The sequence below is a fragment of the Flavobacterium muglaense genome (genome assembly GCF_014305155.1).
Taxonomy (GTDB): domain Bacteria; phylum Bacteroidota; class Bacteroidia; order Flavobacteriales; family Flavobacteriaceae; genus Flavobacterium; species Flavobacterium muglaense.
The window spans coordinates 12,777-32,766 of record NZ_JACRUK010000018.1; the positions used below are offsets into that span (position 1 = coordinate 12,777).

The window sequence follows — 19,990 nt, forward strand, 5'->3', positions numbered from 1 at the left end:
ATTTTTATTCTTTTAACAGGCGGTTCAATTGAAAATACTCACTATCATTTAAAGTAGGAAGTATTTTTTCGAATGCTAACCTGTTCTCTGAGTTTTTGAGCATTTTTCGAATAGTGTCACGACCAAATTTAGAAAATTGCCACATATGATGTGTAGTTGCATTGACCAAGTTTTTCAATACTTCATCATTTACAAGTTTGAAAGTTATTAATTTCTCTAAAGCATTTTGCCTTGTTGTGGCCTCATAGCTAGTAGACGAATAACCTATTAATTGAGCAATTAATACAGTTTTATCTGCCGCATAGCTATCTGTAGAAAGTGCTAACGATAACCACAATGTTTTTAAATTGTAATCATTAAAACCAATCCAATTTTTAGATTTTTGCAAATACTCTGCTCTATTCTCAGGAAAATTATTCCACAAATAATACAAAGCAATTTCCTGGGTTTGATAGGATTTATCATCTAGTAAGCTTTCATAATTGATTCTAAATTCTTCTGGTATTTTAGATAATGATGCCGCAACTGCTTGACGAACTTGAATATTATTTGTAGCCATAGCGACCTGTAGCAGTTCTTTTTTACCTGTAAAAGTTTCGCTTTTTAACTGATTAATTATCGCTTCTTTGACGGTGTGATACGCATCTGATTGTAGTGTTTTAGCAAAGAAAATCATTTTATCGACCAAGGGAATTTTCTTTAATTTTTCGATTTCTATAAGCAAAGAAGCTGTTTTATTTTTGAATAATAAATCATTAGCTTGCTGCGTATTAAAAGCTGTTGATTCTAGCCATACTTTACTAAATTCCTGAGTATCAAAACGGGATACTTTATTCACTTCATCAAAGAAATCTTGCGTGATCACCGTTTGGTAAGCATACTTGTTCAAATAGCTACAAACCGCTTTTTTGAATGCTTTGTCGCCAATGGATTCATGCAGTACAAAAAGTGCCCAAGCTCCTTTTTGATAAAAACTCAACGAACTTGCTTTAGCATTCAAAACCGGAATAGAATCGGTTCTAGAAGCATACTTTATTTGTTGTGCAGATTCATATAATTTAGAATAAAAATAATCGTCTCCATAGATTTTTCTCTCGGCTAATAAGGCATAATAAGTCGCAAAACCTTCTTGTAACCAATGATGCTTTCCACTCTCGGCCGTAATCAAATCACCAAACCACTGATGTGCTAATTCATGCGCATTGACATTAACATACGAACGATCTTCAAAACCTATTGAATCTACTACATACCTACTGGAAAATAAAGTGGCTGTCGTATTTTCCATCCCTGCATATAGGAAATCCCGAACCGGAATTTGCCTGTAAATTTTCCAAGGGTACTTCACTCCTATTTCCTTTTCTAGAAAATCAAACATTTCTTTTGAGTAACGATAGCTGGGTTCAAAATTAGCCTTATCCTTTGATTCATAATACAACTCTAAAGGAACACCCGATTTAGCCATTACAATTTCCTTTTCAAATTGACCTACCGTTAGCATTAATAAATACGAACTCATAGGCTTATCCATACTAAACTGCCAAATAGTTTGATCGTCCTTATTTACTTTTGATTTCAAAATACCATTTGAAACTACTTGATAATTGGTATCTACTTCAATTTGCATATTGAAAACAACTTTTTCATTGACATCATCAAAACTTGGAAACCAATTACTGGTATATCTTCCTTGACCTTGGGTCCAAATTTGTAGGTTACCTTTCTCTTCTAAACCTACAAAATACAGCGCTTGTTTTGGCTTAGCCAAATACTTAAAATGAATGGTATTGTTTCCTTTCTTAAAGTTCGAAACTAATAAAAGTTGCTTTTTTGTGTTGATAAATAGTACCTCCTTTTGATTGAATAGCACCTCCGAAAACTCCATGTTTTGAGCATCAATTTTAATAGTATCTACATCCTGCAAGATGGCAAACGAATAGTCCACCAAACCAGAAATCGATTTCTCCTCGAGGTTAACGCTAAGAGCTGCATGTACGGTTTTAAAATCGACAAATTGAGATTGTTGCGCTACTGCAAAAGAAGATATAAACAATAAAAGGTATTTCATTTTAATATGGATTTATGGAGTCCTGATTCCAATTTTTTGGATTGTTTTTTATATAATAATAAATTTTATCAAACGAATTGTAATTCCGTACAATATGATCATGGTAATTGGATTGCCAAATTTTATTTTGTTTCGACCCGTCCAGCAGATTAATCTGTTTGGTTGTAACCGATTTAAAAATGGCAACAAATGACGAAATCGAATTAGGTTTACGTGATAAATTTTGTGGTTTTAATTCCGATTCCAATTCCGATTGTAGAGACGCACTGCAGTGCGTCTCTACGTCGTGCGTTTCCACAATTTCTATCAACAAATGAATGTGATTTGGCATAATAACCCAACCATGAAAAAACCATTTTTCTCTAATAGCAATCGATTTTAATATTTCGATAGCAATAATTTTCCCATTCTCGTTTAAAATCATACAGTCATTTTCGATAGTTCCAAACATACACGCTCTATCATCTGTTACCAAAGTAATAAAATAGATAGCTTCACTGGAGTAATCCCAGTTTTTCAATCGATTTGACTCCGTTTGGTATTTATCTTTATATAAAGCCATAAAAATGATCTGATTGTCAAAGTTACAAAGGTTTGCTGAACAAATCGAACTAATTTTGTAAGTTTACTACTTGATAAATAATACAATCCCATTGAAAAACAAAGCCCTTTTTAACTGGAGCAGCGGAAAAGATTCTGCTCTAGCCTTATACAAAATTTCACAGAATCCAGAATTTGAAATTAATTGTTTGCTCACTAGTGTGAATCAACAATTTCAGCGCATATCGATGCATGGTGTAAGAGTAGCACTATTACATCAACAAGCAGAAAGCATAGGATTGCCATTAGAAATCATGCAAATTCCCGAAATGCCAACCATGGAAGTGTACGAAGCAGTTATGCAGGAAACATTGGGGAAATTAAAAAACCAAGGTGTGACCCATTCTATTTTTGGAGATATATTTCTAGAAGATTTGCGTAAATACCGCGAAGATAAATTAGAAACGATTGGTTTTCAAGGTGTTTTCCCGTTATGGAAAATCCCAACACACGACTTGATACAAGAATTCATTTTTTTAGGTTTTAAAACTATCGTGGTTTGTGTAAACGAACGCTATTTGGATAAGAGTTTTGTTGGTCGGATAATTGACCAAGATTTCATTAACGATTTACCAGACAACGTTGATGTTTGTGGCGAAAACGGCGAATTCCACACTTTTACTTTCGACGGTCCAATATTTTCAAAACCTATTGATTTTGAAATTGGAGAAATCGTTTACCGCAAATACGAGAAACCTGAAAAAGAAGAATCCTCAGATACTGCTTGTGATACTAGCGCTCCAGATGCTTTTGATTTTGGATTTTGGTATTGTGATTTATTAGAAAAATAAATTTCTATAGGAGACGCACTGCAGTGCGTCTCTACTTTTATCGCTCCTCATACATTTTCAACAACTGCGTCACTGTATTCCAATTTCTAATGGTTGCAGTAAGACTCAGTTTTTTCTCAATGTATTTTTGATCTAATCGTGTTTTCCCTGCGCCAACTGCGTATTTAATAAAAATACGGTTGCCATCAATTGAGGCCTCATCAGGTTTAAACTGACTTATTTTTAAATCATTGATATTTTCAGAACGCAATTCCTTAGAGACAAAAGCGACATATATTTTTTTAATATCTAGTTCTTTCTCCTTCAAAAAAGGATTATTCGAAAAGCATTTTTGTAAATCTTCAATTCTGATTACAATTGTTGGAACATCATGACCAAACGCTTTAAAAATCTCTTGCTTGATTATAAAACCAATCTTTGCTGCGCTCTCTTCTTCACTATCTACAAATACATTTCCAGATTGTATATAGGTTTCTACATTTGTGAAGCCTATTTTTTCCAAAGTAGTTTTCAATAGATCCATTTTCATCATGTTATGTCCAGAAACATTGATACCACGTAAAAGAGCGAGATGCGTTGTCATTTTATTTTTTGTTTTTCGTTATTGTTCCAAAGATATTGCGTTTGAAGTAGAATTCACAATTTTATTAGATTAGATCCAATTCTTTCGCTTTTCAGCAAAAAAAATCCAGAAGCAATAACGACTTCTGGATTAATGAATATATTTTAATACAATCTAGATTTGCACTTTCACCACAACTTTTTTCACTCTAGACGATTGTCCGTCTTGAACAGAAGGTCGATGCAAATCATCTGGAAAAAACACGGTAAACATTCCGCTAACTAATTTTATATAAGCCGTTTCTCCTTCATAAAAAGTATAATCTTTATCTAAATCACTAGTAACAACTTTTTGATTGTTCTTTGTAGTAACACCCATTAATTCAGTTCCTTCAACAATGTACTGAATGTCAATATACTTTGTATGGCCTTCTAATACACAATCTTTTTCTTCCTTAGTATCATATTCTTGAACAATGGCAAAAACAGCTTTGTCTTCAATATCATAAATTCCAGAAGCAATGGCAACCAAATCTGTATTTTTTATAAATTCAAATCCTTTGGTTAGTCTTTCCGTAATACCCGCATATAGCTTGTAATTTTCTATTTTATCTAGTATCATTTTATATCTTTAATGGTTGTGTCTAATATATTGCTTTTGCAAAAATGTGAAAAATTATCGTTTTGTTAGACATATGAACGGTTTTTATTTTAGCTGTTTTTTGAAATTTTGTTTAAAAACAAAAGCAATACATTTTTACTTTTCGATAATCTATAGATTTCAACCCTAAAATTATGATTTTGAATAAAACCAGCCATTCCCGTACCTTAGATTCAATCGATCCTATTTCCAAATTTCCAAACAAAAAACTATCTTCGCTTCATCAAATTAAAAATCCGTTTTAATCCGCGTTTTTTTGTCATCTCGAGCGCAGTCGAGAGAAGTCAATCCGTTTGATTCGCGTCCAAACCAAATAAATGAACAACCTCCTACTTACTCCCATTGAATACTTAAAAGGCGTTGGTCCCAATCGGGGCGAGCTACTTCGTAAGGAATTGGGAATTCATAAGTATCTGGATTTAATTAATTTTTACCCCAACCGCTATATTGATCGCACCCGTTATTACAAAATCAACGAGTTGCAAAACAATGTGGCCGAGGTACAAATCATTGGTAAAATTATCAATGTAAAAACGGTTGAATTTGGCAAAGGAAGAAAACGCCTTGTAGCCACTTTTGTGGATGATACAGGACAATTAGAACTCGTATGGTTTCAAGGACATAAGTGGGTTCGCGAATTACTAAAAATCAATGAAGTTTGCGTAATTTTTGGAAAATGCACGTCGTTTAACGGCATGTACAATATGGCACATCCTGAGATCGAATTGCTTAGCGAACATGAAAAAAGCTTGCGATCAGCGATGCAGCCTGTGTATCCTTCGACAGAAAAGCTAACTAATCGTGGGATTTCAAACCGTACGATTAACAAAATAATGCAACAGCTATTTATAGAAACGCATACGTTGTTTACCGAAACATTACCTGATTATTTGATTGCTGAATTAAAGCTAATCTCTAAAAGAGACGCCTTAATCAACATCCATTTCCCTAAAAGCAGTGACGCTTTGGCGAAAGCCCAATTCCGATTAAAGTTTGAAGAATTGTTCTTTATTCAGTTGCAATTAATTACTAAAAACCTGATTCAGAAACACAAGATAAAAGGACATCCTTTTACAGTTGTGGGCGAATTTTTTAATAATTTTTATCAAAATCACTTGCCGTTTTCTCTCACGGGAGCACAAAAAAGAGTGATTAAGGAAATAAGAACCGATATGGGTACCAATGCCCAAATGAACCGATTGTTACAAGGTGATGTAGGATCTGGTAAAACAATCGTAGCTTTTATGACCATGTTATTAGCACTAGACAACGGTTTTCAAGCTTGTTTGATGGCACCTACAGAAATTTTGGCTAACCAGCATTTTATAGGACTAACTGAACTTGCTGCTCCGTTAAATATCAACATAAAATTATTAACGGGCTCGAGTAAAACCGTTGCCCGTAGAAAAATTCATGAAGAACTTGAAGATGGAAGTCTGCAAATATTAATTGGGACTCACGCTTTACTAGAGGACAAAGTAAAATTTAAAAATCTAGGATTGGCTGTTATTGATGAGCAACATCGTTTTGGAGTGGAACAACGCTCTAAATTATGGAAAAAAAACACCATTCCGCCACACGTTTTAGTGATGACTGCTACTCCTATTCCTAGAACTTTAGCGATGAGTTTGTACGGTGATCTGGATATTTCCGTAATTGATGAACTGCCTCCTGGTCGTAAGCCCATTCAAACGGTACATCGCTATGACAGTAACCGTTTAAAGGTTTGGAAATTCATTCGTGATCAGATCGCCATAGGACGCCAAATCTACATTGTATATCCGTTAATTCAGGAATCGGAGAAAATGGATTTTAAAGATTTAATGGACGGTTACGAGAGTATTTCGCGTGATTTTCCGTTACCTCAATATGCCATTTCTATTTTGCACGGAAAAATGAAACCTGCAGATAAAGATGCTGAAATGAAACGCTTTAGCGAAGGTAAAACCAATATTATGGTAGCAACAACCGTAATTGAAGTTGGTGTCAATGTTCCTAATGCTTCGGTGATGATTATCGAAAGTGCCGAACGTTTTGGACTCTCACAACTGCACCAATTGCGCGGTCGCGTGGGTCGTGGTGCCGATCAAAGTTATTGCATACTGATGACCAGCCATAAATTAAGTTCAGACAGTAAAACCCGTATGGAAACAATGGTGAGTACTAACGATGGTTTTGAAATTGCCGAAGTGGATCTAAAACTTCGTGGTCCTGGAAACTTAATGGGAACCCAACAAAGTGGTGTGCTCAACCTTCAAATTGCTGATATTGTGAAGGATCGAGACATTTTGGCGCTAGCCAGAAACTATGCCATGAAAATATTAAAAGAAGATGCACCGCTCGAAAAACCAGAACACGCAAGCCTTAGAGCAGTTTATATCGAACTTACCAAAAAGAAAAACATCTGGAATTACATTAGTTAGTTTTAGATCATTCCAATCCATTTTTCCTTCCCTTTTTTTAAAATCTGATTTTTGTCAAATCGAGCGCAGTCGAGATGCAATCGTGGTTCTAAACTATGCTCGAACTACCGATTCAACTGTTTTATAAATAGTATTGGTATAAGTAATCTGTTATAAGACAAACTGTAATTTACCATTTATCTTCACTCTTATTTACTTCGTTTATTTTTAATAATTACTCTAATTTAGAATAACACTCATAACTCTATCCTCTAAGTTATTAGCTTCCTTTTTATCGAATTCTTCTCTTCTCACCTCTTTCTTGCTTTACAAACAACATAAGATTAATCTTAATTATTTTAAAAGTGCCATTTTTTTTAATTTTATTTCAGTTGGTATTTTACTTTGAAAAAATATTCCTTTTGCATTTAATAACTTCTTATAATTAAGTTTAAAAAGCAACGCCAAGCGCCGAAAAACATGACAAAAACAAAACAAAATCTTTATTTACAACTACTTACAAATAGCTTAAAATCTACATTATTGCGAATATACTTTTTTAATAAAAAACGAATATTTAACGAACGTTCGCTTGTTTTGTAAATATATATTCTTTAGCATTGTACTATAAATCTATAAGCACGATGAAAGACACATTTTTAAAACAATCGAAAATTAACTTTTCAAATGAGGTTACTAATTATTATCCAGAAATTCTAACTGATGATGCATTAGCATTTATAACCGCATTGCATGAAAAATTCAACAGCCAAAGACTAGAACTATTAAAAGCAAGAGTTGCGCAGCAAGTCATTTTTGATAGCGGAAAGTTCCCTGAGTTTCCTAAAGAAACTACTGATATAAGAAATTCTGATTGGACTGCAGGAACAATTCCGCATGATTTACAAGACAGACGTGTAGAAATCACAGGCCCTGTAGACCGAAAAATGATTATCAATGCATTAAATTCAGGCGCTAAAACATTCATGGCCGATTTAGAAGACAGCACAGCTCCTTCTTGGAAAAACGCCATAAGTGGTCAACAAAACTTAATTGATGCCAATAAAAAAACCATTTCGTTAATTGATACACAACGCAATAAATCATATACCTTAAATCAAGAAACAGCCGTTTTATTAGTTAGACCTAGAGGATTACATTTAGACGAAAGACACCTTTTAATTAACAATGAAATAGCTTCGGGAAGTTTAGTTGACTTTGGATTGTATGTTTTTCACAACACACAAATCATGTTAAAAAGCGGCACTGCTCCTTATTTTTATTTACCCAAATTAGAGCATTACCTAGAAGCGCGCTGGTGGAACCAAGTATTTGAATTTGCTCAAGAATATCTAGAAGTGCCAAAAGGAACTTTTAAAGCAACGGTTTTAGTCGAAACAATTACTGCTAGTTTTCAGTTAGACGAAATTATTTATGAATTGAAAGATCATATTGTCGGTTTGAATTGTGGCCGTTGGGATTACATATTTTCATATATCAAGAAATTTAGAAACCACCCCAATTTTGTAGTTCCTAACCGCGATCAAGTAACCATGACTACACCCTTTATGGATGCGTATTCTAAATTGGTTATTCAGCGTTGCCACAAAAGAGGCATTCTTGCGATAGGCGGCATGGCTGCTCAAATTCCGATTAAAAATGACGAAGCATCAAATGCTGCCGCTTTAGAAAAAGTTCGAAAAGACAAAGAGCGCGAAGTTAAAAACGGGCACGATGGAACTTGGGTGGCACACCCTGCACTAGTTGCGGTTGCTATGGCTGAATTCAACAAACACATGCCAACACCAAACCAATTGCACATTACACGTGACGACGTTCATATTACTGAGCAAGATTTGGTCGCTATTCCTGAAGGAACTGTGAGCGAAGCCGGAATTAGAAAAAATATCAACGTAGGTATTTTGTACACCGAAGCTTGGTTGAGAGGCCATGGAGCTGTAGCGCTCTATAATTTAATGGAAGATGCCGCTACTGCCGAAATTTCAAGAACACAAGTCTGGCAATGGTTGAAAAACGAAGTAAAACTGGAAGACGGGCGCACATTCGACCTGAAATTATACAAAGAATTACTATCTGATGAAGTGGCTAAAATTACTGCTGAAATTGGAGCAGAAAACAGTACGAAAAGCAAATTAAAATTGGCTATTTCACTTTTTGATGAATTGGTCATTGCAGAAAATTTCGAAGAATTTCTAACACTACCCGCTTACAAATACATATAAAAAAAACAATCCTGCGATTGCGGTCACAATCAACAGGATCTAATTATTAACAAACAATAACTAACACAAAATTATGAAAAATTTAGAACAAAGTAATTATAGTTCTGCTTTGCAAACTGTAAAAGATTTAAAAGCGAAATACGGAGCTACTTGGAACGCTATTAATCCTGAAAGCGCCGCAAGAATGGTTACTCAAAATCGTTTTAAAACAGGCCTTGATATTGCAAAATATACTGCAGCTATCATGCGAAAAGACATGGCTGAATATGATGCCAATGCCTCAAACTACACACAATCACTAGGTTCTTGGCATGGTTTTGTTGCCCAACAAAACATTATTGCCGTAAAGAAACACCATAAAACAACCAACAAAAGATACATCTACTTATCAGGATGGATGGTTGCTGCTTTGCGTTCAGAATTTGGACCTTTGCCAGATCAATCAATGCACGAAAAAACAACTGTTCCTGCTTTGATAAAAGAAATTTACGATTTTTTACGCCAAGCTGATGCGATTGAATTGAATGATTTATTCAGAAGACTAGAAAAAGGAGAAGACGTACAAGATCAAATCGATAATTTTGAAACACACATCGTTCCAATTATTGCTGATATTGACGCCGGTTTCGGAAACGAAGAAGCAACTTATTTGCTAACTAAAAAAATGATTGAAGCAGGAGCTTGCGCAATTCAAATTGAAAACCAAGTTTCGGATGCAAAACAATGCGGTCACCAAGACGGAAAAGTAACAGTACCGCACGAAGATTTCCTTTCGAAAATTAATGCCATACGTTATGCTTTTTTAGAGCTAGGAATCGAAGACGGAATCATCGTTGCTAGAACCGATTCAGAAGGCGCTAGTTTGACTCAAAAGTTACCCGTAAGCACAGAACCAGGCGATTTAGCATCGCAATACCTAGCATTTGTTGATGCCGAAGAAATTGATATTCAAGATGCTCTTGAAGATGATGTATTACTAAAAAGAGATGGTAAGTTAGTACGTCCGGTACGTTTGCCAAATGGCTTGTACCAATTTAAAGAAGGAACAAATATTGACCGAGTTGTTTTAGACTGTATCACGAGTTTGCAAAACGGAGCCGATCTTTTATGGATTGAAACACCTACGCCAAATGTGAAACAAATTGCACACATGGTAAATAGAATTAGAGAAGTAGTACCTACAGCCAAATTGGTGTACAACAACTCTCCTTCTTTTAACTGGACATTAAATTTCCGTAATCAAGCGTATGATGAAATGCTTGCAAATGGTGAAGACATGACTAATTATGACAGAAGCTCGTTAATGGATGTTAAATATGACGATTCGGATTTATGTCGTCGTGCAGATGCAAAAATCAGTACTTTCCAACTGGATAGTTCAAGAGAAGCAGGTATTTTCCACCACTTAATTACGTTGCCTACTTACCATACAACTGCGCTTCACATGAATGATTTAACGCAGGGATACTACGGAGAGCAAGGAATGTTGGCTTACGTAAAAGGCGTTCAAAGACAGGAAATTCGTAAAGGAGTAGCTTGTGTAAAACACCAAAGAATGGCGGGATCAAACCTAGGTGATGATCACAAAACGTTCTTTGCTGGAGATAAAGCTTTAAAAGCCGATGGTGCAAAAAACACCAGCGATCAGTTCGAAAGCAAAAAAACGGTAGCAAAACCTGAATTAGTACTACAAAATTAATTGACACTTTTATTGAAAATAAAGGCAACATGGAATCATGTTGCCTTTTCTAATTCGATCTATTAAACCAAGTCCTTTAAAAATATAATTATGTTTACAACCGCAGATCTTTGGGATGAACACGAAACACATTTGACTTGCGCGGATCCCATTTTTAACCATTTTGGTACCAAAAAAACATTTTCGGGACAGATAATTACGTTACAATTATTTGAAGACAATTCCTTAGTTCGCAAACAATTAGAAAGCGACGGAACTGGAAAAGTACTCTTAATTGATGGCGGTGGCTCGCTCCGTTGTGCCTTAATTGGTGATCAATTAGCTACTTTAGCCATACAAAACAATTGGGAAGGCATAATTGTAAATGGATCTATCCGGGATAGTAGCATCATAAACACAATGAATATAGGGATTAAGGCTTTAAACACTACTCCCGTGAAAAGCATCAAGCGCAATCAGGGGCAAACAGGCGTTTCAGTACAATTTGGAAGCACCACTTTTATTCCAGATCATTACATCTATGCTGACGCGGACGGAATTCTGGTAAGCCAACTTAATTTATTAAAATAAAGAACTATGAAAGCGAGAAAATTATTAATGATTCCTGGTCCAATCGAATTTGAACCAGCTATTTTACAAGCGATGGCAATACCAACAACGAGTCACGTCGCACCTAATTTTATTGAAACTTTTGGCAATAGCCTCGAATTGATGAGAACAGTTTGGAAAGCACCAAAAGGGCAACCGTTCATCATTGCCGGTACAGGTACATTAGCAATGGATATGGCTGCAGCCAATCTCATCGAGCAAGGAGATAATGTGTTGGTTATTTCTTCGGGTTATTTTGGGCAACGTTATAAAGATATTTTAGATCGTTCTGGTGCTAACACAACACTTTTAGAAGCACCTTTAGGCGAAAACACACCTCTTGAAACTATTGAAGCAGCACTAAAAACAAAATCATACAAAGCACTAACTCTTACACAGGTAGATACTTCGACAGGAATATTAATCGATCCAAAACCCATTGCTGAATTGGCAAAAAAATATGATGTATTAACTATTGTAGATGGCGTATGTTCAGTAGCTGCAGAGGAATTAAATCAAGACGAATGGGGACTTGACGTTGTTTTAACAGCTTCTCAAAAAGCGGTTGGAGTACCACCAGGATTAGCTTTATTAATGGTATCCGAAAAAGCAATGAATGTTTGGAAAAACCGAAAAACAGCTGTTCCAAATTACTATGCTGACTGGAGTAATTGGTTGCCAGTTATGCAAGCGTATGAAGATCGTAGACCTTCCTATTTTGGGACACCAGCGGTAAACTTGGTCGTAGCCTTAGAGACAAGCTTGAAAATCATCTGTAAAGAAGGCATGGATAAAAGAGTAAAAAGACATCTCGATTTAGCCAAAGCTTTTAGAGCAGCAATCACAGCGTTGAACTTAAAAACATTACCTACTACAGCCTTAGCTGCTAATACCTTAACTGCAATCTATTATCCTGAAGGAATTGATGGCGCAGCATTTAATGCTAAAATGAATGACAACGATATTATTATTGCTGGTGGTTTATTGCCTGATATTAAAGCAACCTATTTCAGAATTGGTCATATGGGTTCAGTCTCTGCCAATGATCTTATGGCTGTTTTAGGAGCTCTGGAACGAACTTTAGCGCAGCTAGGACACGCTTTTGAAATTGGAAAAGGGTTACAAACGTTTCAAACGGAAATACTAAAATTAAATCCATAAGATATGCATCTCGACTAGGATCATTATATTTTTTCCTCAGCCGCACGAACTTTCATGCGGCTTTTTTATGGACCAATAATACCCTTTACTAAGCCTAACTCTTTAATTTGTAAAAATCAGTGTAATCAATGGCAAAAAAAATAAGTAGTAAAGCTTTTACATAGCAGACTTTTAGACTGATAACCAAATCTATGGACTTTCATTCCATAGTAATTTCATTTTTTTTCAATTCTACATTAAACCTTTCCCTTTTTTTAACGTCCTATTTTGTTTTTGGGATCTCAAAATCGTACTATTTTATTTTTTGATTAAGCGGAAACATCTTAAATATTGAAGATAAATCAGTATTTATGCCGTTAATCAAATGTTTGTATACACAAACGTTAAATAAAAATTAACAAATTGCCGATTCCGAAATGTAAAGCCTAAATTTGTTTTTTAACATATTATTATCAATACTTAAACCTACTATACGCACTTCCTATGAAAATAAAATACATAATATACACCGCACTAGTTGTTGGTTTTGGAGGCTTTATCGCTTACCGAGTAATGGAAAACAAAAGCAATGACAATGCTGGAAATGATAAATCTGGAAAATCTAAGGCGATGCGTTTGTCAGGAATTGTGGTACAACCACAAAGTTTTGATAATAATTTGTCTTTATCAGGCTCTATTGAAGCCAATGAACAAGTAGAAATTCGCTCCGAAGTATCTGGAATTGTCGAAAGTATTAATTTTCAAGAAGGAAGCAATGTTACCAAAGGGCAACTGCTTTTTAAAGTTAACGACACCGAGTTAAGAGCACAATTAAGTCAAGCAAATACTAAAGAAAGTCTAGCTTCAGAAAACGAGCGAAGAGCTAAATTGCTTTTGCAAAAAGAAGCCATCAGCCAAGAAGAATACGATGTGGCTAGAGCTGAACATGCTTCGACCAGAGCCCAAAGCCAATTGATTAAAGCACAAATTGCTAAAACAGCTGTTCGTGCGCCATTTTCAGGACGCATTGGTTTGCGTTCTATTTCTAAGGGAACCTACATCTCTCCTACTGTTCTTGTAGCAAATCTGGTAAACATTGGAAAACTAAAAATCACATTTTCGATTCCTGAAAAATATGCCAATCAAGTTAAAAATAATACCGAATTAAAATTTAAAGTTTCAGGTTCTACCGATACCTATACTGCCAAAGTGTATGCCATTGAACCATCAGTAGAAACTAGTACACGTACCTTACAAGTGCGCGCCATCACCGATAATAAAGATGGTAAATTACTACCCGGTACTTTTGCAAATGTAGAATTGCCGCTAGATGTAATTAAAGACGCTATTGTTGTTCCAAGTCAAGCGGTGATTCCGGTTCAAAACGGAAAAAAAGTATTCATTTCGGATATGGGGAAAGCCAAAGAAATTATGGTGGAAACAGCTACAAGAACAGATGCCTCTCTTTTAATCTTATCTGGTTTAAAAGCTGGCGATACTGTTATTACCACTGGAGTAATGGCCCTGAAAAATGATGCGCCTGTAAAAATTAGTATCAAAAAATAGATTTTTGGCGAAAGCCTAACTATCAAAATAAATATAAAGCTAAATGAGTTTATCTACATTAAGTATAAAAAGGCCTGTCATGACCATTGTTATGAATTTGACAATTGTGTTGTTCGGGATTATTGGGTATACCTATTTAGGTGTTCGTGAATTTCCCTCAATTGATCCTGCTCAGGTTTCTATTCGAACAAATTACACGGGTGCCAATAGTGATATTATTGAATCGCAAATTACGGAACCACTTGAAAAAGCAATCAACTCTATTGACGGAATTAGGAATATTACCTCTTCAAGTTCGCAAGGAAGTAGTTCGATTACCGTTGAATTCAACTTAGACAAAGATCTTGAAGAAGCGGCTAATGATGTACGTGATAAGGTTTCACAAGCCATTCGTAGTTTGCCACAAGATATTGATGCTGCGCCAGTGGTTTCTAAGGCTGATGCCAATAGTGATGCGATTATTTCAATGACCGTACAAAGTGATTCTCGTTCGCCACTTGAATTGAGTGATTATGCCGAGAATGTGATTTCGCAACGATTAGAAACCATTCCTGGTGTGAGTGGTGTTCAAATTTGGGGTCAAAAACGATATGCTATGCGCTTGTGGATTGATCCTGTAAAATTAGCATCGTATGGATTAACAGTTGCCGAAGTGCGTACTGCTTTAAACAAACAAAATGTAGAATTACCTTCAGGAAAACTTACTGGTGATAATACTGAATTGACGGTGAAAACTGTTGGTAATTTGGCTACAGCCGAAGAATTTAATAACATCATCATTCGAACAGAAGGTGAAAAAGTCGTGCGATTGAGCGATGTGGGAAGAGCTGAATTAGGTCCAGAAAATATCGAAACTAAATTAAGCCAATCTGGCTTGCCGTTAGTAGGACTTGCCATTGTACCGCGACCAGGGGCTAATTATTTAGACATATCCAAAGCTTTTTACGAACAATTTGAAGCTTTAAAAAAGGATTTACCTAAAGATATCAAACTAAACATTGCGCTGGATAATACCATATTTGTAAAGAAATCAGTGCTAGAAGTAGCCGAAACATTAGGGATTTCGATCTTTTTAGTAATCTTGATCATCTACTTATTCTTTCGGGATTGGGCCATCGCATTCCGTCCTTTAATTGATATTCCAGTTTCTTTAATTGCTACATTCTTTATCATGTGGTTGTTTGGGTTTTCAATTAATGTACTGACATTGTTAGCGATTGTTTTAGCCACTGGATTGGTAGTGGATGACGGAATTGTAGTCACCGAAAATATTTTCAAAAAAGTAGAAGAAGGTATGACGCCTATCGAGGCAGCTATAAAAGGATCTAACGAAATCTTTTTTGCGGTTATTTCGATATCCATAACCCTAGCAGCGGTTTTTTTACCAGTAATCTTTTTAGAAGGTTTTGTGGGCCGACTCTTCCGAGAGTTTGGTGTCGTGATTGGTGCGGCAGTTTTGATTTCGGCTTTTGTTTCTTTAACGCTTACGCCAATGTTAAACGCGTATTTAATGAAAGGCGGCGAACAGAAAAAATCAAAATTTTATGTTGCAACCGAACCGTACTTTCAAAAACTAAACAGCAAGTACGCCAATGCACTAAGCAAATTCATGGCCAAAAAATGGTGGAGCTTCCCTATTTTATTTGCTTGTTTTGCCTTGATCTTTGTATTTTATAATTTGTTGCAAAAAGAAACAGCACCTTATGACGATAGAAGTTCGCTAATCCTGAGAATGACTGCACCTGAAGGTTCCAGTTATGAATACACCGATCGTTTCATGCAAGAAATATCACAATTAGTAGATGACTCTATTCCGGAGAAACAAGTGAGTTTAGTGGTGACTTCGCCAGGTTTTGGATCCTCATCTGTAAATAGCGGTTTTGTTCGACTTTCATTAAAAGAGAAAACAGACAGAAAACTATCACAAGATCAAATTGCCGAAAAACTAACCAAGTGGACCAAACAATATCCTGATGCAAAAACATCAGTAACACAACAACCTACCATTGCAGTAAGTAGACGTGGTGGTTTGCCTATTCAATACATTATTCAAACGCAGAGTTTTGCCAAATTAGAAGAGAAGATTCCGGAGTTTATGGAAGAAGCAGATAAAGATCCTACTTTTGCCATGACTGATGTGAATTTAAAATTCAACAAACCTGAAATCAATGTAACTATTGATCGTGAAAAAGCGGAGAGTTTAGGGATATCCGTAATTGATATTGCGCAAACTTTGCAGTTATCCTTAAGCGGACAACGCTTTGGGTATTTCATGAAAAAAGGAAAACAATACCAAGTTATTGGACAATTTGATCAAAAAGACCGATCAAAACCATTGGATTTAACTTCAATGTATGTCAAAAACAACAAAGGAGAACTAATCCAGATGGACAATATTGTGAGTACAGAGGAACAAAGTAAGCCCCCACAGTTGTATCATAATAATCGATTCATGTCGGCTACCGTATCAGCAGCTCTCGCTCCAGGCAAAAGTATCAGCGATGGTATTGAAGCCATGGAAAGAATTAGAGCCAAAGTACTAGACGATACTTTCACTACTGATTTAGGTGGTGAATCCAGAGATTTTGTAGAGAGTAGTTCGAATACTTCTTTTGCTTTTGGACTGGCTTTGTTATTAATCTTCTTAATACTTGCTGCACAATTCGAAAGTTTTGTAGATCCATTTATAATTATTCTAACAGTGCCTATGGCCGTTGCTGGAGCTTTATTCTCGTTGTGGTTGTTTGACCAAACTTGGAATATCTTTAGCCAGATTGGAACCGTAATGTTGATTGGTTTGGTGACTAAAAACGGGATTTTAATTGTAGAATTTGCTAATCAGCTGCGAGAACAAGGTAAACCAAAACTCGAAGCCATTCTTGAAGCTTCGGAGGCACGTTTGCGTCCTATTTTAATGACCAGTTTGGCCATTTCATTAGGGGCATTACCAATTGCGATGTCACTTGGAGCAGCTTCAACGAGTAGAATTGGGATGGGAGTTGTCATCGTAGGAGGAACCATTTTCTCTTTGGTATTAACCTTATTTGTTATTCCTGCCTTGTATTTAATGTGGTCTAAAGCCCGCAAACATTACCCAGAATTTGATCACATTGAAGAATATGAAAACGAAAGTAAATAAGATGAACCACAAAATAATTATCAAAACGGTACTACTGCTTTTCTTTTGCTTCATAAAAGGAAATGCTCAGGAAGTATTATCGCTGGAAGAAGCGGTAAAAATTGCTCTTGAAAACAATTACGAAATCAAGATTGCTAAGAACGACTTAAAAATAAGTCAGACTAATGTAAGCGCGGGTAATGCAGGTATGTTGCCTACCGCGACTGCCTCAGTAACGCAAAACAACAACTTGCAAAACTTATCACAAACCCGATCAGACGGTACTACTACTAGCCTAGATAATGCTAAAAGCAATAGTTTGAATTACGGTCTCGGATTGGATTGGACTATTTTTGATGGATTCAAAATGTTTGCCAAAAAGGAACAACTAGAGCAATTACAAAAGCTAGGTGAAACACAGTTAAAACTAACAATCATCACAAAAATTAGTGATGTGCAAGCGGCTTATTATAACTTAGTTCAACAGCAGCAACAACTAGCCGCTTTAGATACTACCATTGTGATTTCGAATCAACGTGTCAATCTAGCCAAAAATCGTTTTACAATTGGAAAAGCCTCAAAATTAGAAGTGCTAAATGCGCAAGTGGATATCAATACAGATAAAGTAGCGCTGTTGAGACAGCAAGAATTGTATAAAAATTCAAAAGTTACTTTGAACCAATTGTTAGCAAGAGACACCCAAATCGATTTTAAAGTGATGGACCATTTTGAAATGGAAAACAAACTAGATTATGCCGAATTAAAAGCACGAGCGGAAAAGCAAAACCCACAAATCGAGTCCTTAATCATTGCTAAAAAAGTAGCCGAACTTGAACTGAAGCAAGTAAAATCAGGCCGCTACCCTACTGTGGCTGTAAATACCGGTTACAAGTTTGCCAAAAACGAATCAAGTTTGGGATTTACAACCCAATCATCTGCTCGTGGTTTGAATTATGGTTTTAGCGCTTCGTTAAACATATTTGATGGTTTTGCGCAACGCCGAAATGAAAAAATTGCTGGTTTACAAATTGAGAATACAAACATCCAAATTGATCAACAAAATTTGGCCTTAAACAGCCAACTCGCTATGGCGTATCAAACGTATTTGACCAACTTAGAACTCATCACACTCGAGGAAACCAATGAGGCTATCGCCAAGCAAAATCTTGATATTACGTTAGATAAGTTCCGCATTGGGACCATAACAACCATTGAGTTTAGAACTGCACAATTGAATTATGTTAATGCTAAAGTGCGTTATAGCGATGCACAGTTTCAAGCAAAACTATCCGAAATTGCCTTAAAAGAATTGACAGGAACTATCAATTTTTAAATGATCAAGTAGTTTATGTTTTTTTTTTTACCACATAGAAACATAGCCAATATTATCTAAAAAAAGGAGTTACAGAACGATTTTGCTTTCCACATAGTCTAGCTTGTGAAAACAATAATTGTTCTATCTTTTACTTTTTTCTATGTTTCTATGTGGTTAAATATTTTAGATTATTAATATTTTTTATTCATGATATCTTTTTTACCACATAGAGACATAGCCATTATTAACTATAAAAAAAGAGGTACAGAGCGCTTTTGCTTTAAGCATAGTCTCCCTTTGTGAAAACAATAATTGGTCTATCATTTACTTTTTTCTATGTTTCTATGTGATTAAATATTTTAGATTATTATTTTTTTTTATTCATGATATCTTTTTTACCACATAGGGACATAGCCATTATTAACTATAAAAAAGAGGTACAGAGCGCTTTTTCTTTAAGCATAGTCTCTCTTTGTGAAAACAATAATTGTTCTATTTTTTACTTTTTTTCTATGTTTCTATGTGGTTAAATGTTTTAGATTATTTTTTTTTATTCATGATATCTTTTTTACCAGCTAGAGACATAGCCATTATTAACTATAAAAAAGAGGTACAGAGCGCTTTTGCTTGAAGAATAGTCTCCCTTTGTGAAAACAATAATTGTTCTATCATTTACTTTTTTTCTATGTTTCTATGTGGTTAAATATTAAATAACTTTAATTCATCTTATCTTTTTTACCGCATAGAAACATAGCCATTATAAACTATAAAAAAGAGGTACAGAGCGCTTTTGCTTGAAGCATAGTCTCCTTTTGTGAAAACAATAATTGTTCTATCATTTACTTTTTTTTCTATGTTTCTATCTGGTTAAATATTTTAGATTTTTTTTTTCATGATAACTTTTTTACCAGCTAGAGACATAGCCATTATAAACTATAAAAAAGAGGTACAGCGCGCTTTTGCTTGAAGCATAGTCTCCCTTTGTGAAAACAATAATTGTTCTATCATTTAGTTTTTTTCTATGTTTCTATGTGGTTAAATATTTTAGATTATTTTTTTTTATTCATGATATCTTTTTTACCAGCTAGAGACATAACCATAATTAGCTATAAAAAAGAGGTACAGAGCGCTTTTGCTTGAAGCATAGTCTCCTTTTGTGAAAACAATAATTGTTCTATCATTTACTTTTTTTTCTATGTTTCTATCTGGTTAAATATTTTATTTAGGACATTAATGAG

General features: G+C 35.2%; 13 protein-coding genes. 9 read left to right on the forward strand and 4 right to left on the reverse strand.

The annotated features are described in order from the left end of the window. Positions 1-4: 4 nt before the first annotated feature. Complete coding sequence (locus H8R24_RS09130; RefSeq protein WP_187018290.1) at positions 5-2,068, reverse strand: M1 family metallopeptidase; 2,064 nt, start codon at positions 2,066-2,068, stop codon at positions 5-7. 1 nt (position 2,069) lies between these two features. After that, a complete protein-coding gene (locus tag H8R24_RS09135; RefSeq protein WP_187018289.1) occupies positions 2,070-2,630 on the reverse strand; it encodes a transposase in 561 nt (186 codons plus the stop codon). A 91-nt stretch (positions 2,631-2,721) separates the two neighbouring features. Here H8R24_RS09135 and H8R24_RS09140 point away from each other — a divergent pair, with 91 nt between their 5' ends. Beyond that, positions 2,722-3,459 carry a Dph6-related ATP pyrophosphatase gene (locus H8R24_RS09140; protein WP_187018288.1) on the forward strand — a complete coding sequence of 246 codons (738 nt, stop codon included), beginning with the start codon at positions 2,722-2,724 and terminating at the stop codon, positions 3,457-3,459. A 37-nt stretch (positions 3,460-3,496) separates the two neighbouring features. On the opposite strand, the gene H8R24_RS09145 is transcribed toward H8R24_RS09140, so the two are convergent. Together H8R24_RS09145 and H8R24_RS09150 are read right to left on the reverse strand one after the other, a co-directional pair. Then, complete coding sequence (locus H8R24_RS09145) at positions 3,497-4,042, reverse strand: DUF1697 domain-containing protein (RefSeq protein ID WP_187018287.1); 546 nt, start codon at positions 4,040-4,042, stop codon at positions 3,497-3,499. A 153-nt stretch (positions 4,043-4,195) separates the two neighbouring features. Then, positions 4,196-4,642 carry a YhcH/YjgK/YiaL family protein gene (locus H8R24_RS09150; protein WP_187018286.1) on the reverse strand — a complete coding sequence of 149 codons (447 nt, stop codon included), beginning with the start codon at positions 4,640-4,642 and terminating at the stop codon, positions 4,196-4,198. Positions 4,643-4,998: 356 nt separating this feature from the next. On the opposite strand from H8R24_RS09150, the gene recG reads away from it, so the two are divergent. From recG to H8R24_RS09190, 8 genes are all read left to right on the forward strand, one after another. Further along, the gene (gene recG / locus H8R24_RS09155; protein WP_187018285.1) at positions 4,999-7,104 is read left to right on the forward strand and encodes an ATP-dependent DNA helicase RecG; all 2,106 of its coding nucleotides are present in this window, start codon (positions 4,999-5,001) and stop codon (positions 7,102-7,104) included. 623 nt (positions 7,105-7,727) lie between these two features. Then, the gene (aceB, locus tag H8R24_RS09160) at positions 7,728-9,326 is read left to right on the forward strand and encodes a malate synthase A (RefSeq protein WP_187018284.1); all 1,599 of its coding nucleotides are present in this window, start codon (positions 7,728-7,730) and stop codon (positions 9,324-9,326) included. 73 nt (positions 9,327-9,399) lie between these two features. Continuing rightward, positions 9,400-11,025, forward strand: a complete 1,626-nt coding sequence (locus H8R24_RS09165) for an isocitrate lyase (protein ID WP_187018283.1) — start codon at positions 9,400-9,402, stop codon at positions 11,023-11,025. Positions 11,026-11,115: 90 nt separating this feature from the next. Beyond that, on the forward strand, positions 11,116-11,595 hold the full coding sequence (gene rraA / locus H8R24_RS09170; protein ID WP_222617385.1) for a ribonuclease E activity regulator RraA: 480 nt from the start codon (positions 11,116-11,118) through the stop codon (positions 11,593-11,595). Between the two features lie 6 nt (positions 11,596-11,601). Continuing rightward, positions 11,602-12,774 (forward strand): pyridoxal-phosphate-dependent aminotransferase family protein, encoded by a 1,173-nt coding sequence (locus H8R24_RS09175; protein ID WP_187018282.1) that lies wholly within the window; start codon positions 11,602-11,604, stop codon positions 12,772-12,774. A 483-nt stretch (positions 12,775-13,257) separates the two neighbouring features. Then, a complete protein-coding gene (locus H8R24_RS09180; RefSeq protein WP_187018281.1) occupies positions 13,258-14,319 on the forward strand; it encodes an efflux RND transporter periplasmic adaptor subunit in 1,062 nt (353 codons plus the stop codon). A 43-nt stretch (positions 14,320-14,362) separates the two neighbouring features. Continuing rightward, positions 14,363-17,458 carry an efflux RND transporter permease subunit gene (locus H8R24_RS09185; protein ID WP_187018280.1) on the forward strand — a complete coding sequence of 1,032 codons (3,096 nt, stop codon included), beginning with the start codon at positions 14,363-14,365 and terminating at the stop codon, positions 17,456-17,458. Position 17,459: 1 nt separating this feature from the next. Then, positions 17,460-18,770 carry a TolC family protein gene (locus H8R24_RS09190; RefSeq protein ID WP_187018304.1) on the forward strand — a complete coding sequence of 437 codons (1,311 nt, stop codon included), beginning with the start codon at positions 17,460-17,462 and terminating at the stop codon, positions 18,768-18,770. The last annotated feature ends 1,220 nt before the right edge of the window (positions 18,771-19,990 follow it).